We start from the raw sequence: 15,568 nt of genomic DNA, 5'->3' as shown, positions 1-15,568 counted from the left end.
GACGGCCGGCCCGAGACCTCAGAAGTTGTCGCACTCGACACCCGAGTGCGACAACTTCTGGAGAGTCGAGGAGCGGCCGTCCCGCAGCGGCCCGCGTCAGGGCTGCGTGAACGCGACCTTCTGCACGCCGGTGCGCCCGTCGAGAGTCGTCGTCGTGATGCGCATGCTGTACGACCCGGCCGGGGCGACCGCGCCGTTCGTCAGGCGTCCGTCCCAGGCGAGGGTCTGCCGGCCCGCGAGGTGGCGGATCGACGAGGTCAGCTGCTTCGCGACTCCGCCGGACGCCGTGAGCACCGCGACGCTGGTCGTCGCGCCGTCGCCGGTCATCCAGTCGAGCGTCGTCGTGCCGCCCGGGCGGGTGATCCCCGGCGCCGAGACCACGAACGTCGGCGTCCGGCCGAGTGCCGCCGTCGCGTGAGCGTCGGCGACGGTCAGCGGCGTGCTTCCCGCGGTGGTCCGGATCGACGCCGTCGCCCCCGAGACCTGCACCGAGGCCGTCGACGGGCCCGCGGTGAAGAGCGCCTGCACCGTCTCGGTCGGCGTCTGCAGCACCGTCCCGTGCAGGTTCACCCCGTAGTCGGCCGTCACGTCGTCGATCGAGACCGTGCCGGAGGAGATGCCGGACATCGCCTTGTAGACGAACGCGTCCACGAGCTTCACCGGGTAGTCCCACACTCCGTCGCCGTCGCCGCCCGCGTGCGTGTAGTTGGCGTTCAGACCGTCCGAGAACAGCGTCATCTTCTGCCACGGCGAGCCGCCGACGTTGCCGACGAGGCCCTGGAAGGTCTCCCCGGTCGCGTCCTGCAGCTTCAGGTAGACGGGGCTGGTGCTCGCGTCGCCGCTGACCCGGACCGAGACCGCCGTGGGCGACCCGGGGAGGGTGCGCGAGGTGTGCAGCTGCGCGCCCTTCGAGGCGCCGGAGAAGTCGTAGGTCAGCTTCAGCGCGCCCGAGCCGGAGTAGCCGGTCGAGGTCGTGGCGAGCGAGGCGGACCCGCCGCCGATCGGAGCCACGGCCCATCCGCTCGTGGAGGAGAGGTCGTCGACCGTCACCGGGGAGGCGGAGGCGGTCGCGCTCGCCCGGCCGACCGCGGTGCCGGTCGCGAGGACCGCGCCGACCTCCTTCAGCGCCGCGTAGGCGGGCTTCTGCCGTCCGGAGCGCTCGGTCACCGAGAAGGTGTCCAGCGGCGCCTGCGGGTCGGGGCCGCCGACGAGGTTGTACCAGGCGATCGCCTCGATCCCGCGGGCCGCGGCGTCGAGGTAGGAGCGCGAGAGGTACGACGCCTGGTCGGCCTCGCTGGTGGCGCCGGTGCAGGTGGTGCACGTCGCCCAGCTGACCTCGGTGATCCACAGGCTCCGGCCCGGCGCGCTGCGGGCGAGGAAGTTCTGCGCCGCGTCGAGGTAGGTCGGGATCGCTCCGGTCTCGGGCGCTCCGTCGACCGTGTACGTGTGGATCGCGAGTCCGTCGAAGGAGTCGCCCGCTCCGGCCGCCAGCACGCCCGCCATGAACGGGTCGCTGAACTGGTCGAGCCCGCCGACCAGCACCGTCGCGGTCGGGTCCACGGCCTTGATCGCCGTGTAGGCGGCCTTCAGCATCTCGCCGTACTGGCCGGCCGTGGCGCCTCCGCGCCAGTAGTAGTCGGTGTTCGGCTCGTTCCACACCTCCCAGACGTGCACGCGGTCCTTGTACCGGGCCACGGTCGCCGCCGCGTACGCCGCGAAGTCGGCGTTGCTGCGGGGCGGGTAGTACTGCGCGTCCTCCGCCGCGGTGCCGGCCGGAGCCGAGGAGGCCCAGGGCGCCGAGTAGGCGAGCTTGGCGATCATGTCGACGTTGCGCGCCTGGCTGATCGCGACGGCCTGGTCGAACTTCGCCCAGTCGAAGAAGCCCTTCCGCGGCTCGACGCGCTTCCACTCGAACTCCTCGCGCGCCCAGCGCACCTGCGCGTCCTCGAGGAGGGCGGCCTGCCGGTCGGCCTCGACGGGCGAGTCCTGCTCGGTGAGGAAGCTGTTGATGCCGCTGATCGACGTGGGCGACGCCTCGGTGACGCGGGCGCTCACTCCGGTGAGGTAGGGGCGGGTCGCCGTGGCGGCTCCCGAGAGTGCGCCGTCGGCGGTCGTGTCCCAGGTGAGGCGGCCGGCGATGCTGCCGGCCATCGCGGCTCCGCTGTCGTCGGTGCCGTCGTAGGTCGCGGTGATCTCGCCCGCTGCGGCGGCGGTCCCGCCGAAGGTGCGGGTGCGGCCGGCGCTGTCGCGCAGCACCAGGGCGTAGTCGCCGGGCCCGCCCGCGGTGAAGCGGACGGTCGTGGTGGCCGCGTTCTCGCGCGAGAAGCGCGGGGCGCTCGCGGTCGGCAGCGTCCAGTCCTTGTCGAGCACGCGCAGGTCGTCGAGCACGACGGTGCCGGTGGCGGGGGCCGAGGCGCCGTTCCGCACCACGTTGATCCGCACCAGCGAGACCGGGTAGTCGAGCACGCCGTCGTCGTTGCCGAGGTGGGTGTTCGCGGCGGGCGACCGGAGGTCGATCGTCGCGGTCGTCCACCGGCTGAGGCTCATCGCGTCGACCCGGTAGAAGAACATCTCGCCGGTGGCGTCCCGCAGCTTGAGGAACACGGTGTTCCAGCTGCTGTCGCCGAGCAGGTCGACCTTGAGCGCGGTCGCGGGCTGCGTCAGCAGCGGCACCGGAGTCGTCGCGGTCTCGATCTCGGCGTCGGCGCGGGAGAGGTCGTAGGCGATCCTCAGCGCGCCCGAGCCCTCGGTGCGGGTGGCCGAGGTCGAGGGGGTGGCAGTGCCGGCGGCCTGCACCCAGTCGGTCCCGGCGGAGTCGAAGGACTGCGCGAGGCTCGCGTCCGCGTCGATCTCGGCGAGGGTCAGCAGGAGCGGGATCCCGCTGCGGGTGGCGTTCGAGGCGAGAGCGCCGTCGTCCGTCCCGTCCTGCGAGAAGACGCCGCTGACGTCGCCGCGCATGCGGGTCCCGGAGTCGTCCGAGCCGTCCCAGGTCAGGGTGACCGGTCCGGCCGCGGCCGCACGCCCGGTGATCGTCTTCACGCGCCCCTCCTTGTCGCGCAGCTCGAGCCGGTGGTCGCCCGGGCCGGCCGCGGTGAACGAGAACGAGGTGGTCGCCGAGGAACCGGGGGTGAAGAACGCGGTCGCGGCCGCCGGCAGCGACCAGCCGGTGGCGAGGGTGCGCAGGTTGTCGAGCACGACGGTCCCGGTGGCGGGCTGGCTGCCGTTGCGCACGATGATCACGCCGGAGAGCTTCACCGGGAAGTCGAGCACCTGGTCGCCGTCGCCGCCCTCGATCAGCGCGGCCGGGGCGGTGAGGTCGACGTCGATCGTCGCCCACGCCGTCGAGCGCATCGCGTCGAGACGGTAGGTGAAGGTCTCGCCCGAGGCGTCGCGGAGGCGCGTGTAGACGGTGTTGTAGGTGCCGTCGCCCTTGAGGTCGATCCGGAGCGACGAGGCCGGCTTCGCGATCACGGTCGCGGGGGTGCTCTGCACCGTCTCGACCAGGCCCGACGAGACGTCGTAGTCGATCCGCTGGGCGTAGGAGCCCTGGGTCTTCTGCGCGCTGGTGCGCGAGACGGCCGCCGAGCCCATCGCGACGCTCCAGCCCGACGCCGCGCCCTCGAAGCCCTCGACCACGCTGGTCGTCGACGGCTGCGCCGCGGCGACGGTCAGCAGGGTCGGAGTCGCCGAGCGGGTCCGCGTCGCGGCGAACTGCCCGTCCGGGCTCGAGTCCTGCAGGAAGGTGCTGCGGATCGGGCCGTCCATCTCCTGGCCGTCGTCGGCCTTGCCGTCCCACTGCACGGCGGTCTCGCCGGGCTCCGCGAGGGTGCCGGTGAGGGAGCGGCTGCGGCCGGTGCCGTCGCGGAGGACGATCATCCAGTCGCCGGCCGTGGCGGCCGAGAACGCGAGGCTCGCGACTCCGCCCTCCGACGGCACCAGGAACTCCGTGTCGGCGACGGGCATCGTCCACCGGCTGCTCACCGCGCGCAGGTTGTCGAGCACGAGGGAGCCGGTGGCGGACTGCTCGCCGTTGCGCACGACGGAGAAGCCGGTCAGCGTCAGCGGCATGTCCAGCACGGAATCGGCGTTGCCGCCCTCGGCGAGCACCGGGTCCTGGGTGAGGTCGATGGGCACCGTGGTCCAGGTGGTCTGCCGCATCGCGTCCATCCGATAGGTGAACGCCTCGCCGCTCGCGTCGGCGACGCGGAGGTAGACCGTGTTGTAGCTGCCGTCGCCCTTGAGGTCGACCTTCAGCCCCGTGACCGGGCCGGTGGCGACGTCGAGCGGAGCGGTGCGGGTGATGCCGGCCATGCCGTCGGTGAGGTCGTAGTCGACGGCGAGCGCGTCGATGCCCTCGGTGCTGGTCGCGCCGCCCTTCGCCTCGGCGGCGGAGGCGCGGCGCAGGGTGGCGGATCCGGTGGCCACTCCCCAGCCGGCGTCTCCGCCGTCGAAGGCCTCGACCACCGAGGTCGCGTCGGGGTCGTCGGCCGCGGCCAGGGTCAGCAGGAACGGGACGCCGGTGGTCGTCGCGGCGCCGAGGGAGCCGTCGGCCGAGTCGTCCTGGCGGAGCACCGCGCGCACGTCGCCGGTCATCGCGGCTCCGGAGTCGTCGCGTCCGTCCCAGTCGACGGCGACGGGACCCGCCGCGGCGGCCGTGCCGGTCAGGGTGCGCGAGAGGCCGGCGGCGTCCGCGAGCCGCAGCTCCCAGTCGCCGGCCGCGCCGGCGTCGAACGAGAGCGCGGCGCTCTGCCCGGCGGCGAGATAGGTCGACGCGGCGACGGGGAGGGTCCAGCCGGTGGTGTCCGCGCGCAGATCGTCGAGGGCGAAGGTGCCCGCGGGCGGCTGCTCGCCGTTGCGGACCACGAGGACGCCGGCGACGGTGAGCGGCGCGTCCATGACTCCGTTGCCGTCGCCGCCGTCGCGGGCCGCCGGCTCCGCGGTCAGGTCCACGGTGAGCGTCTGCCACTGGGTCGAGCGCATCGCGTCGACGCGGTGGACGAAGGTCTCGCCGCTCGTGTCGCGGAGCCGCAGGTAGACCGTGTTGTACGAGCCGTCGCCGCGGAGGTCGACGGTCAGGGCCGAGGCCGGAGCGGGGATGACGGGCGCCTCCAGCGGCTCGAAGCCGAGCTCGGCGAGCCCTCCGGTCACGTCGTACGAGACCTCGAGCGACGAGTCGCCCTCCGTGCTGTCGTCGGAGACGGCCGTGGAGGCCGTGCCGGTCACGGCCGTGAGCGCGGGCGAGCCGCTCTCGAAGCCCGTGACGGGAGTGGTGCCGGGAGCCGCGGCCAGCGCGGTGCTCGGCACCGTGAGCAGGCCCGCGACGAGAGCGGCGGTGACGAGGAGGACGGTTCGGGCACGGGACATGGGGCACTCCGCTGGGCGTCGGATCGAGGATCGAACGCTCGCCTGGGGGTGGTGGCGAGCCGGTCGCATCGACGACCTGCGCGTCACGCTAGGACCGGCTGAGGGGCTCCGAGGGGGCGCAGAGGAAAGCTCGATTCAGCCGCACTCGAAGAGGGGTGGCGGGCCGGGGCGGATCCCCTCGGGCGATATCACGAGGGCCGATCCGCGCGCCAGCCCTCGCAGAGAGGGCAGACGGGGTGCTGAGGGGAACGCTATCGGGTGCGGCGCCGGAACGCACGCATTCCTTCGTGCGAGTGCTCTCAGGTCCAGTCGAGGGCGGAGCGCTCGGCCCAGTAGCCGGCCGGATCCACGGCGAGCGCCGGGAGGTCCGCGAGCTCCAGGGGCCGCGCGCGCAGGTTGGCCCGCAGCTGCTCCGGAGTCGCCGCGCCGCTCAGCACGACGCCGGCCCAGGGCTGCGCGAGGGCGGCACCCAGGGCGACGGCGTCGGGCGCGGCACCGGCGTGCTCGATCGGGTGCGCGACGAGTCTCCCGTTGGCGAGGGCCTCCTTGACCACCACCAGCCAGCCGTCGTCGTGCGCCGCGGCGAGCGCCGGGCCCGCGGACTGCTCGAGCGGGTTCCAGGTGCTCTGGACCGCGCTGAACGGCGACTCCGGGATCGCGCGAGCGAGCTCGATCACGCGCGCCTGCTCGGGGCCGCTCGTCGAGAGGCCGACGCGCACTCCGGAGCCCGCGAGGCCGCGCAGGCGGTCCAGCAGCGGGCGGTCGGTGAGGGCCGGGCTCTCGGGAGTGATCGAGTGGACGAGGTAGGAGTCGGGCGCCGAGCCGAGCGCGTCGAGCGTGAGCGGCCACTGCCGGTCGAGCATCGCGACCGAGTGCTCCTTGCGCTCGTGGACCGGCGCGTCCATCGCCCACCCGCCGACGTACTCGTAGCCCCACTTCGACTCGATCGTGAGCTCCGCCCGCCGCTCCGGATGCCGGGCGAGCCAGCCGCCGAGGAACTCCTCCGCCCGCCCGTAGGAGCGCGCGGCGTCGAGGAAGCGGACGCCGGCGTCCCACGCCGCGTCGAGCAGCAGCTGCGTGCGCTCGCGCAGCGCGTCGACGCTCCGCTCGGCGGCGGGGCCGAGGTCGTCGTCGCGCCCGGCCGTGATGTACGCCGGCCGGCCCACGGCCGCCAGCCCGATCCCGAAGCGCTGCATCCCGCCCACGGTACGCCCGTCCCGGAGCCGCGGCAGCCGCTAGCGTCGAGCGGTGACCTCCGCCCTCGACCGCAGCATCCTCCGGCTCGCCGTCCCGGCGCTGGGCTCGCTGGTCGCCGAGCCGCTGTTCCTGCTCACCGACTCCGCCCTGGTGGGCCACCTCGGCGCCGTCCCGCTCGCCGGGCTCGCGCTGGGCGGCACGGTGCTGCAGACCATCGTCGGCCTGATGGTCTTCCTCGCGTACAGCACCACTCCGCGGGTGGGCCGGGCCCTCGGCGAGGGCGACGAGCGGAGGGCCGTGGCGGCCGGGATCGACGGCGGCTGGCTGGCCCTGCTCCTGGGCGCGGGCATCGCGGTGGCGGGCGCGCTGGCCGCTCCGGCCGTCGTGGCGCTCTTCGGCGCGGAGCCGGCGGTGGCCGAGGCGGGCGTGCGGTACCTGGCGGTGAGCATGGCCGGGATCCCCGCCATGCTCGGCGTCTTCGCGCTCACCGGGCTCCTCCGCGGCTTCCAGGACACCCGCACTCCGCTGGTGATCGCAGCCGGCGGATCCGCCCTCAACGCCGCTCTCAACGCCGTGCTGATCTACCCGGCCGGCCTGGGGATAACCGGCTCCGCGCTGGGGACGGTGATCGCGCAGTGGGCCATGCTCGCGGCCTACGCGGGAGTCGCGCTGCGGCTCGCCCGGCGGGTCGGCGCACCGCTGCGGCCGCACCTCGCGGGCCTGGCCTCCTCCGCGGGATCCGGCGGCTGGATGCTGCTGCGCACCGCGAGCCTCCGCGCGGCGATCCTGCTCGCGGTCGCGACCGCCACCTCGCTCGGGGCGGAGGAGCTGGGCGCCTTCCAGGTGGCGATGACGCTGTTCTCGACGGTCGCCTTCGCCCTCGACGCGGTGGCGATCGCCGCGCAGGCGCTGCTCGGCCGCCTCCTCGGCGCAGGCGACGCCGCCCAGGCGCGTGCGGTCACGAAACGCTGTGTGACCTGGGGAATCGGCGCCGGCGTGGTGCTCGGAGCACTGGTCACCGGTCTGAGTGGTGTCCTGCCGTACGTCTTCTCCAGCGACCAGGAGGTGCTGCGGCTGCTGCCCGCGGCGATCGCGGTCGTGGGCCTCACCGCCCCGCTGGGCGGCTACGTCTTCGTGCTCGACGGCGTGCTGATCGGCGCCGGCGACGGCCGCTACCTGGCGTTCAGCGGCCTGTCGAACCTCGCCGTCTTCGTCCCGCTCGCCCTGCTCGCGCCCGCCGCGCCCGCCGAATGGCGCCTCCTCGCGCTCTGGCTCTCCTTCGCCGTGGGCTTCCTCGGCGCCCGCGCGATCACCCTCGGCCTCCGGGTCCGCAGCGACGTCTGGCTCCGCTGACCCCGCCCTCCCCCCTGTGGAGAAGCCTGTGGACAACTCCGCTCAGCGCGGCGGAGCGCTCGTGTTCCCGCGGTGGAAGACGGCGTGGAAGCAGACCGCCTCCGCCTCCTCGTCGGCGAGGAGAGCGACCGCCGCCCGACCCGCCGCGCGGCCCTTCTCGACCGCCGGCTGCGCCATCGTCGTCAGGTCGTACTCGGCCGCCAGCCCGGGCACCTGGACGCCGTCGAAGCCGACCACCGAGAGGTCCTCGGGCACGCGCAGCCCGCGCTCCTCGGCCGCGAGGATCACGCCCGCGGCGAGCAGGTCGCTCTGCGCGACGACCGCGGTCGGCCGCTCCGCTCCCTCGAGCAGAGTGCGCCCCGCGGCGACCCCCTCGTCGACCGAGCTGGCGGCGGCCGCGACGACCGACGCCTCCGGGAAGACGTCCTGCACGCCCAGGAGGCGGTCGACCGGAGTGATGCTGGGGCTCGCGCGCCAGCCGGCCGGGATCGCGCCGCGGCGGCGGTCCTTCGCGAACGGGAGCGAGACCACCGCGACCCGCTCGTGGCCGAGGTCGCGGAGGTGCTCGGCCAGAGTGCGGCTGGCCTCGCGGTTGTCGAGCGAGATCACGGCGCCGCCCAGCTCCGAGAGGCCCTCGACCACGACGACCGGCACTCCCCGGCGGCGGAGCACGGCGACGGAGTCGTCGACCGACGGGCTGCAGCCGACCAGGATCATCGCGTCGACCGGGGCGGTCGCCAGCAGGCCCGCGCCGTCGCCCGTCTCGGTGAGCAGCAGGATCCCGGCGTCGACCCCGCCGAGCACGTCGGCGATCCCGTCGAGCATGGCGATCTTGATCGGGTCGCGGAACGCGTGCAGCATCCGCTCGTCCACGACGACCCCGACGATCCCCGAGCGGCCGCGGCGGAGCGAGCGCGCCCGCGGGTCGGGGCCGGCGTAGTCGAGCTCGGACGCCGCGCGCAGCACCCGCTCCTTCGTGGCCTCCGAGACGGGGCCGGAGCCACTGAAGACCAGCGAGGCGGTGGAGGGCGACACTCCGGCCCGGCTCGCGACGCGGGCGAGCGTCGGCCGGGGGCTCTTGCGGGGTTCCACGTTCCTCCTCGTGGGGGCGGCGCGCTCGTCGTCGGTTGACCGTCCCCGGGGTTCCGGATAGCTTAGACCGGCTCGCTTCGAATCGATTCGACCGTGCCTCTCGATCCGGTGTCCGGATCCCGCCCGCACCAGGAGAACCGCCATGACCTCGACGTCCGCGCTCACGCGCCCGCAGCTGGTCGCCTGGCGCAACGCCGTCTTCACGATCTTCGTCCTCAGCGGGATCTCGATCGCCACCTGGGTCTCGCGCACCCCCGCCATCCGCGACGAGCTCCAGCTCTCGACCGCCGGAGTGGGCCTGCTGATCCTCTCGATGTCGATCGGCGCGATCGTCGGACTCGCGTTCTCGACGCCGGTCATGGGCGCGATCGGCGCCCGGCGCGGCATGGCGCTCGGCCTCACCGTCTCGGCGGCGGGCCTCGCGGTGCTGGGCGTCTCGGCCGACGTCATCGGCGTCCTCCCCGCCGCCTTCGCCGGCATGGCGATGCTCGGCTTCGGCAACGGAGCGGTCGACGTGATGATGAACGTCGAGGGAGCGGCCAACGAGAAGGCCTTCGGCAAGACGCTCCTGCCGCTGTTCCACGCCTTCTTCAGCCTCGGCACCGTGGCCGGCGCGCTGATCGGCGCGGGCGCCTCCGCCCTCGCCGTCCCCGTCGCCGTCCACCTCGGCGCGATCGCCGTGGTGATCGCCGTGACCGCGGTGATCGCGATCCGCTTCGTCCCGGTCCGCGAGGAGCTCGACACCTCCGGCGCGGCGACCACGGTGAAGCCGCCGGTCCGCGAGCGCGTCGCCGCCTCCCTCGGCGTCTGGCGCGACGGCCGCCTCGTCCTCATCGGCCTGATCATGCTGGGCATGGCCTTCGCCGAGGGCTCCGCGAACGACTGGCTGACTCTCGCGATGGTCGACGGCCACGGCACCGACAAGACCACCGCCGCCGTCGTGTTCGGCGTGTTCGTCGCCGCCATGACCGTCGGACGCGTGATCGGCGGGCCCGTGCTCGACCGCTTCGGCCGTGTCCCCGTGCTGCGCGCCTCCGCCGGGCTGGCGATCGTCGGCATCCTGCTGTTCATCCTCGCCCCGGTCGACGCGCTCGTCGTCGTCGGCGCGGTCGCCTGGGGCCTGGGCTGCTCGCTCGGCTTCCCGGTGGGCATGTCTGCCGCGGCGGAGGGACCGCACTCGGCCGCCCGCGTCAGCGCGGTGGCGATGCTCGGCTACGTCGCGTTCCTGGTCGGACCGCCGGCGATCGGCTTCCTCGGCGAGCACTACGGCCTGCTGAACGCCCTCTTCCTGGTGCTGGCCCTGGTGGTCGTGGCCGGGCTCGCCTCCCCCGCCGCCCGCAGCCGGAGGAGCTGACCGCCGCGCTCCACCCGCCTCCGCAAGCCCCCGTGGGGCCGAGGCGCCCCGGCGCGCCTCCCCCTAGGCTTCCCAGCACGACGGCGGAGGGGGAGCGGATGCGGTATCGAGCGCGCGACGGCGCCCTGCTCCACGTCGACGAGCACGGAGCCGGTCAGGGGCGGCCCCTGGTGGTCGTCCCCGGCGAGCCGGAGCGCCACCCCTCCTACCTCGGCTCGTTCGCCTCGATCGCCTGCACGCGCCGCGTCCTCGTGCTGCACCCGCGCGGAGTGGGCGGCTCCGCGGAGCTGCCTCCCGCTCCCCCGGCCACGACGGCCGCCGACGTGGAGGACCTGCGCCGCCACCTCGGCGTCGACGAGCTCGATCTGGCCGCGCACGACTCCGGATGCCGCGCCGTTCTGCTCGCCGCTGTGGACGCGCCCGAGCGCGTCGCCCACCTGCTCCTGATCGCCCCGGGCACCGCCTGGCTCGGGATCGACGACCGGGCTCCCGGCCCCCGCGCGGAGCACACGGCTCCCGCGGGCTCCCACGGCACCGCGGCGATCCGCGACGCTCTGCAGCGCCTCGACTGCCCCGCGGTCGTCCTCGGCGGTGAGGACGACCCGGTGACCGGCGTCGCCGCCCTCGAGGCGCTCACCGCGCTCCTGCCGCAGGCGAGCCTGGCCGTCATCGAGTCGAGCGGCCACCACCCGTGGGCGGAGGCGCCGGCCGAGTTCGCCGTCGCGCTGCGCGCCGCGCTCTCGGTGCCGCCGCCCGCTCCTCCGCTCGGCCGCCGGCCTCCCGTCGCCGCGCGCTGAGCCGGGAGCCCGCCGGAGCCGCGCCGTCTATCCTCGACGGGTGCGTCTCGTCATCGCGCGCTGCTCCGTCGACTACACCGGCCGTCTCAGCGCCCACCTCCCTCTCGCCACCCGCCTCCTGCTCGTCAAGGCCGACGGGAGCGTCCTCATCCACTCCGACGGCGGCTCCTACAAGCCGCTGAACTGGATGAGCCCGCCCTGCACGCTGATCACGGGCGAGCCCGACGAGGAGGCGCGTGCCGCGGGAGTCGCACAGCAGTGGACCGTCGCGCACCGCAAGACCGGCGACGCTCTCGTCGTCTCGATCCACGAGGTGCTGCACGATTCGGCGCACGAGCTCGGCGTCGATCCGGGACTCGTGAAGGACGGAGTGGAGTCGCATCTCCAGCGCCTTCTCGCCGAGCAGATCGGCCTCCTCGGAGAGGGGCACACTCTCGTGCGGCGCGAGTACATGACCGCGATCGGCCCGGTCGACATCCTCGCCCGCGATTCCTCGGGAGCCGCCGTCGCCGTCGAGATCAAGCGCCGCGGCGAGATCGACGGAGTGGAGCAGCTCACCCGCTATCTCGAGCTGATGAATCGCGATCCGCACCTCTTCCCGGTGACGGGAGTCTTCGCGGCTCAGGAGATCAAGCCGCAGGCGCGGACCCTCGCCGAGGACCGCGGAATCCGCTGCGTCGTGCTCGACTACGAGGCCATGCGCGGCACCGACGACTCGCACACGCGCCTGTTCTGACGGGCTCGGCGACAGGCACAGCGAAGGCCCCCGCGATCGGATCACGGGGACCTTCCGCTCACCGGGTGCGAGGCCCGGGAGCGCGGCGTCTCACCGGGCCGGGGCCCGGCGGCCGCTACTTGTGGGCGGCCTGGTAGGCGGCCTGGACCTCGGAGGGGATGCGTCCGCGGTCGGAGACGGGGTGGCCGTTGGCGTTCGCCCACTCGCGGATGGCCTTGAGCTGCTTGGGGTCGCTCTTGGAGGCGGTGGCGACGCTCGTGGCGGCCGCGGGGCGCGAGCCGACGCGGCGGGCGCTCGAGACGAACTTCTCGAGGGCCGAGTGGAGCTCGGCGATGTTGTCGGGGCCGAGATCGATCTCGTAGTTGGCGCCCTCGATGCTGAAGCGGACGGTACCTCCGTCACCGGAATCGATAGGGGTTCCGTCGATATCGTCGACAAGCGTGATCTTCTGGGCCACTTTTCCTCCTGGAGTTCGTGGGACCGGACTGTCTCGACCCGGACCGGGAGAGACATTACCCCTTTTCACAATCGTGTGCGCCATGAATGGCGCCATTCGTCGCTTTCTCGCGCCATGTCGAGGGGAATGTTCAGGATAAGCGGAGGCAATCACGACGGAATCGAGCTCTTCGCCATCAGCCGTCGAATAGAGGACACGGTGTCCGTACGCGGCCGTAACGATTCCGGACACCGATCGCGCGCATTCCCGGGAACCGGTCCCGGCGATTCCGATCACGCCCCGGTCTTCGTTAGCGTGGAGTCATGGCACGACGAGGCGGACCCCCTGCACGCCCGGCGCGACCCGGTCCGTACCGCAATGCCCGGGCCCGGGACGCACTGGAGGCGCTCGTCGCCGCTCCCACCGCCGAGGCCGTCGACCGGCTGCTCGAGGCCTGCCTCGACGGCTCCCTCGTGGTCGACGTCACGGGATCCCGGCCCGGAGGCGTGCCGCACGTCCGCACCGTCGCGACGACCACCGGCGAGCAGGTCCTGCCGCTGTTCACCTCCACGGACGAGGTGCGCACCGCGGTCCCCCGGCAGCAGCATCCGCGGGTGCAGATGCTGGTCCTCCCCGGGCGCGAGGCCTTCGCGCTGATCCGCACCGCCGACTTCGTCGCCGTGCAGCTCGACCCCGGCTCGATCGCCCAGGTCGTCACCCGTTCGTTCGTCGAACGGGCTCTGGACGCCGAACGGCCGTAGAGTGTGGCCCCCGGCGGGGCAGCGCCGGCGTCACCCCGTCCTCCGAGGTCAGGAGCCCGCCATGTCCGACACGACCCTCGCCGCCACCGGCCTCGACGCGCGCGCCGGCACCTGGTCCTGCATCCTGTTCGACCTCGACGGCACGATCACCGACTCGGCCCCCGGGATCACCGGGACGCTCGTCGAGACCTTCGTCGAGCTGGGCCGCCCCGTGCCCGCTCCGGCCGAGCTGCTGGCCTACGTCGGCCCTCCGCTGCTCGAGGCGTTCCGCGAGCTCGGCGGGATGACCGTCGAGGAGGCGCAGGCCGCGCTCGTGGTCTACCGCCGCCGCTACAACGCGGGCGGGCTCTTCGACTCCTCGGTCTACCCGGGGCTGCCCGAGGTGCTGGCGCGCATCGCCGAGGCCGGCGTGCCGCTCTCGCTCGCGACCTCCAAGCCGGAGTCGGCCGCCACGCGCATCCTCGAGCACTACGGGCTGGCGCAGTACTTCACCGTGATCTGCGGCGCCTCCGAGGACGAGGTCCGCAGCGCCAAGGCCGACGTCGTGGAGGAGGCGCTGCGCCGGCTCCGCGAGCTCGGCGTCGACCTCTCGGCGCCGGTGATGGTCGGCGACCGCGAGCACGACGTGCAGGGCGCCGCCGCTCACGGCGTGCCGACGATCATGGTCGAGTGGGGCTACGGATCGCCGCTCGAGGCGGTCGGGACGATCGCGCTGGTGTCCGGTGCCGAGGAGCTCGCGGACCTCCTGCTCCCGTGACCTGCGTACGATGAGGGCATGACTGGTCTGGGCGTCGTCCTCTCGTTCGTGCTGTTCCTCGGCGGGATCCTCGTTCTCGGCAACTCGTTCCTACTGCCCGACATCGCCGGATTCCTCTTCGTCGGCGGCATCCTGATGATCTCGGGATCGCTCGCGGTCGCGTTCCACGTCCTGCCGAAGTCGCAGTAGCCGGGTCGCGACCGGCCGGGCGGCCGCCCCGGAGGCCCGCCGCTCCACTCAGCCCAGCGTGCTCGCGTCGAGGTTGACGACGGCGTCGATGTACACGGCCTCGCCGGCCCCGGCGATCCTCGGGTTCATCCGGAGCAGCTGCTGCACCGGGATCCCGAAGCGCTGCGCGATGTCGAAGAACGTGTCGCCCTGCACCACGGTGTAGCTCACGATGTCGCCCTCGCCGTCGCGAGTCGGCTCGCCGTTCGCCCCGGGGACCGCGCCGTTGTCGACGGCGAAGGCCGTCTCGGGGATGTCCGGTGTCGCGTTCGGCGTGAAGGTGACCGTCGCCTCGGGGACCGGCGCGAAGACCGTGGCCGTCGACTGCGGGAGCGCCGCCGTGACGGTCGGGTCCGGCACCGGGGTCGGCGTCGCCGTGGCGAACACGGTGACCGTGACCGTGGGAGCCGGAGCGGGCGCCGAGCACCCCGCGAGCGCGAGCACCCCGGCCAGTGCCGTCGCTCCGATGACCGTCCTGCGCATGTCCCCCGCCCTCCGCGCGCCCCGCGGCGCCTGCTCCACCCTAGGAGACGCACGCGGCTGCGGACCGCGTCAGGACGGAGGCTCGGTGAGCAGGCGCAGCCCGCCGCCGCTGTTCGCCGCGTCCATCAGGAGCTCGACCCAGGTCGGGTTGATCGTGGGCTGGCGGCTCCCCGCGAAGTGGAACTGCAGGGCGATGTTGGGGTTCATCCAGAAGGAGTGGCGGCCTCGCGCCCCCTCGGGCATGGAGTCGAGGGTGAGGCTGAAGCGCTCGTCGCGGCGGAACTTCGCGTAGATCACGATCTGGAGGTGGGCCAGGGTCCGGTCCTCGATCTCGATGACGGCGGGAGGAGTGCCGTAGAGGAATTGACCCATGCCGCCAGACTATAGGTCCCTCGGCTTATTACTAGTCCGTCTAGCTATTTTGCTGCGGAGGGTTCCGCCCGTCCCGCGTCGTCCGTATCGTGCCCGTCGCCGTGCTCCGCGTCGATCTCGTCGACGGCCGCGCTCATCCGGCGGAGGAAGTTGACGACGACCTCGGCCTCGGGGGCGTCCAGGTCCTCGGCGATCGCGAGCATCCGGCGGTGCATCTCCTGGAGCGTCGCGCGCACCTCGTCGTCGCTGTCGACCGTCGCCTCCACGACGATCCCGCGTCGGTCGGTCGGGTTGGGCTTGCGCACGAGGTGGCCGCTGCGGACCAGGCGGTCGATGAGGACCGTGGTCGACGCGGAGGAGATGGAGAGGTGCGACGCCAGGTCCTTGCCGGTCACCAGCTCGCCCTTGCGCTGCTGGCGGAGCAGGTACTGGATGGCGATCAGGTCCGTCTCGCCCATCGCCATCCGCTCGCGCGTGCGGCGGCGCATCGAGACCTCGGAGACGCGGTACGTGCGCATGGCGCTCAGCACCTCGACAGCGCGGCGGGTGGACGACTCGTCCGGGTACCAGTACCCGGCGCCGCTCCGCAGGCTCGTGTCGCTCATCAGAACATTCTAGACCGGCTGATCACCAGACCG

The 15,568-nt window shown here is 73.4% G+C and carries 14 protein-coding genes; 7 read left to right on the top strand and 7 right to left on the bottom strand.

Going from position 1 to position 15,568, the window contains the following annotated elements:
- Positions 1-96: 96 nt before the first annotated feature.
- Together C5C24_RS02930 and C5C24_RS02925 are read right to left on the bottom strand one after the other, a co-directional pair.
- On the bottom strand, positions 97-5,364 hold the full coding sequence (locus C5C24_RS02930) for a FlgD immunoglobulin-like domain containing protein (RefSeq protein ID WP_104304261.1): 5,268 nt from the start codon (positions 5,362-5,364) through the stop codon (positions 97-99).
- A 299-nt stretch (positions 5,365-5,663) separates the two neighbouring features.
- Positions 5,664-6,560, bottom strand: a complete 897-nt coding sequence (locus tag C5C24_RS02925; RefSeq protein ID WP_104304283.1) for an aldo/keto reductase — start codon at positions 6,558-6,560, stop codon at positions 5,664-5,666.
- 52 nt (positions 6,561-6,612) lie between these two features.
- On the opposite strand from C5C24_RS02925, the gene C5C24_RS02920 reads away from it, so the two are divergent.
- Positions 6,613-7,914, top strand: coding sequence for an MATE family efflux transporter (locus C5C24_RS02920; protein WP_104304260.1), 1,302 nt, complete (start codon positions 6,613-6,615; stop codon positions 7,912-7,914).
- Positions 7,915-7,956: 42 nt separating this feature from the next.
- Here C5C24_RS02920 and C5C24_RS02915 read toward each other — a convergent pair whose 3' ends face one another.
- Positions 7,957-9,006, bottom strand: coding sequence for a LacI family DNA-binding transcriptional regulator (locus C5C24_RS02915; RefSeq protein ID WP_258065025.1), 1,050 nt, complete (start codon positions 9,004-9,006; stop codon positions 7,957-7,959).
- Between the two features lie 142 nt (positions 9,007-9,148).
- Between C5C24_RS02915 and C5C24_RS02910 the strand changes: the two genes are divergently transcribed.
- The 3 genes from C5C24_RS02910 to nucS all read left to right on the top strand — a co-directional run bounded on the left by C5C24_RS02910 (position 9,149) and on the right by nucS (position 11,893).
- A complete protein-coding gene (locus C5C24_RS02910) occupies positions 9,149-10,360 on the top strand; it encodes an MFS transporter (protein WP_104225755.1) in 1,212 nt (403 codons plus the stop codon).
- Positions 10,361-10,458: 98 nt separating this feature from the next.
- Positions 10,459-11,157 carry an alpha/beta fold hydrolase gene (locus C5C24_RS02905; RefSeq protein ID WP_104275532.1) on the top strand — a complete coding sequence of 233 codons (699 nt, stop codon included), beginning with the start codon at positions 10,459-10,461 and terminating at the stop codon, positions 11,155-11,157.
- A 40-nt stretch (positions 11,158-11,197) separates the two neighbouring features.
- On the top strand, positions 11,198-11,893 hold the full coding sequence (gene nucS, locus C5C24_RS02900; protein WP_104275531.1) for an endonuclease NucS: 696 nt from the start codon (positions 11,198-11,200) through the stop codon (positions 11,891-11,893).
- Between the two features lie 115 nt (positions 11,894-12,008).
- Here nucS and C5C24_RS02895 read toward each other — a convergent pair whose 3' ends face one another.
- A complete protein-coding gene (locus C5C24_RS02895; protein WP_181110125.1) occupies positions 12,009-12,350 on the bottom strand; it encodes an Lsr2 family protein in 342 nt (113 codons plus the stop codon).
- Positions 12,351-12,652: 302 nt separating this feature from the next.
- Here C5C24_RS02895 and C5C24_RS02890 point away from each other — a divergent pair, with 302 nt between their 5' ends.
- The 3 genes from C5C24_RS02890 (at position 12,653) to C5C24_RS17815 (ending at position 14,036) form a co-directional block, all read left to right on the top strand.
- Complete coding sequence (locus C5C24_RS02890) at positions 12,653-13,090, top strand: SseB family protein (RefSeq protein ID WP_104275530.1); 438 nt, start codon at positions 12,653-12,655, stop codon at positions 13,088-13,090.
- 61 nt (positions 13,091-13,151) lie between these two features.
- Positions 13,152-13,847, top strand: coding sequence for an HAD hydrolase-like protein (locus C5C24_RS02885; protein WP_104222626.1), 696 nt, complete (start codon positions 13,152-13,154; stop codon positions 13,845-13,847).
- Between the two features lie 18 nt (positions 13,848-13,865).
- The gene (locus tag C5C24_RS17815; protein ID WP_159911733.1) at positions 13,866-14,036 is read left to right on the top strand and encodes a hypothetical protein; all 171 of its coding nucleotides are present in this window, start codon (positions 13,866-13,868) and stop codon (positions 14,034-14,036) included.
- A 48-nt stretch (positions 14,037-14,084) separates the two neighbouring features.
- Here the strand turns inward: C5C24_RS17815 and C5C24_RS02880 are convergent, their stop codons facing one another.
- The 3 genes from C5C24_RS02880 to C5C24_RS02870 form a co-directional block, all read right to left on the bottom strand.
- Positions 14,085-14,558 carry a LysM domain-containing protein gene (locus tag C5C24_RS02880; protein WP_104275528.1) on the bottom strand — a complete coding sequence of 158 codons (474 nt, stop codon included), beginning with the start codon at positions 14,556-14,558 and terminating at the stop codon, positions 14,085-14,087.
- Positions 14,559-14,627: 69 nt separating this feature from the next.
- Positions 14,628-14,930, bottom strand: a complete 303-nt coding sequence (locus tag C5C24_RS02875; RefSeq protein WP_068250131.1) for a hypothetical protein — start codon at positions 14,928-14,930, stop codon at positions 14,628-14,630.
- 44 nt (positions 14,931-14,974) lie between these two features.
- Complete coding sequence (locus C5C24_RS02870) at positions 14,975-15,535, bottom strand: MarR family winged helix-turn-helix transcriptional regulator (protein WP_104275527.1); 561 nt, start codon at positions 15,533-15,535, stop codon at positions 14,975-14,977.
- Between the last annotated feature and the right edge of the window lie 33 nt (positions 15,536-15,568).

The organism is Rathayibacter sp. AY2B3, assembly GCF_002931755.1.
Lineage (GTDB): Bacteria > Actinomycetota > Actinomycetes > Actinomycetales > Microbacteriaceae > Rathayibacter.
This window is presented reverse-complemented; position numbering and strand designations above follow the sequence as displayed.

Excerpts from the sequence above, each read along its gene's own strand:
- C5C24_RS02905 (WP_104275532.1), top strand. The coding sequence starts at position 10,459 with ATGCGGTATCGAGCGCGCGACGGCGCCCTGCTCCACGTCGACGAGCAC.
- C5C24_RS17815 (WP_159911733.1), top strand. The coding sequence starts at position 13,866 with ATGACTGGTCTGGGCGTCGTCCTCTCGTTCGTGCTGTTCCTCGGCGGG.
- C5C24_RS02890 (WP_104275530.1), top strand. The coding sequence starts at position 12,653 with ATGGCACGACGAGGCGGACCCCCTGCACGCCCGGCGCGACCCGGTCCG.
- C5C24_RS02870 (WP_104275527.1), bottom strand. The coding sequence starts at position 15,535 with ATGAGCGACACGAGCCTGCGGAGCGGCGCCGGGTACTGGTACCCGGAC.
- C5C24_RS02925 (WP_104304283.1), bottom strand. The coding sequence starts at position 6,560 with ATGCAGCGCTTCGGGATCGGGCTGGCGGCCGTGGGCCGGCCGGCGTAC.
- C5C24_RS02885 (WP_104222626.1), top strand. The coding sequence starts at position 13,152 with ATGTCCGACACGACCCTCGCCGCCACCGGCCTCGACGCGCGCGCCGGC.
- C5C24_RS02910 (WP_104225755.1), top strand. The coding sequence starts at position 9,149 with ATGACCTCGACGTCCGCGCTCACGCGCCCGCAGCTGGTCGCCTGGCGC.
- C5C24_RS02930 (WP_104304261.1), bottom strand. The coding sequence starts at position 5,364 with ATGTCCCGTGCCCGAACCGTCCTCCTCGTCACCGCCGCTCTCGTCGCG.
- C5C24_RS02875 (WP_068250131.1), bottom strand. The coding sequence starts at position 14,930 with ATGGGTCAATTCCTCTACGGCACTCCTCCCGCCGTCATCGAGATCGAG.
- C5C24_RS02880 (WP_104275528.1), bottom strand. The coding sequence starts at position 14,558 with ATGCGCAGGACGGTCATCGGAGCGACGGCACTGGCCGGGGTGCTCGCG.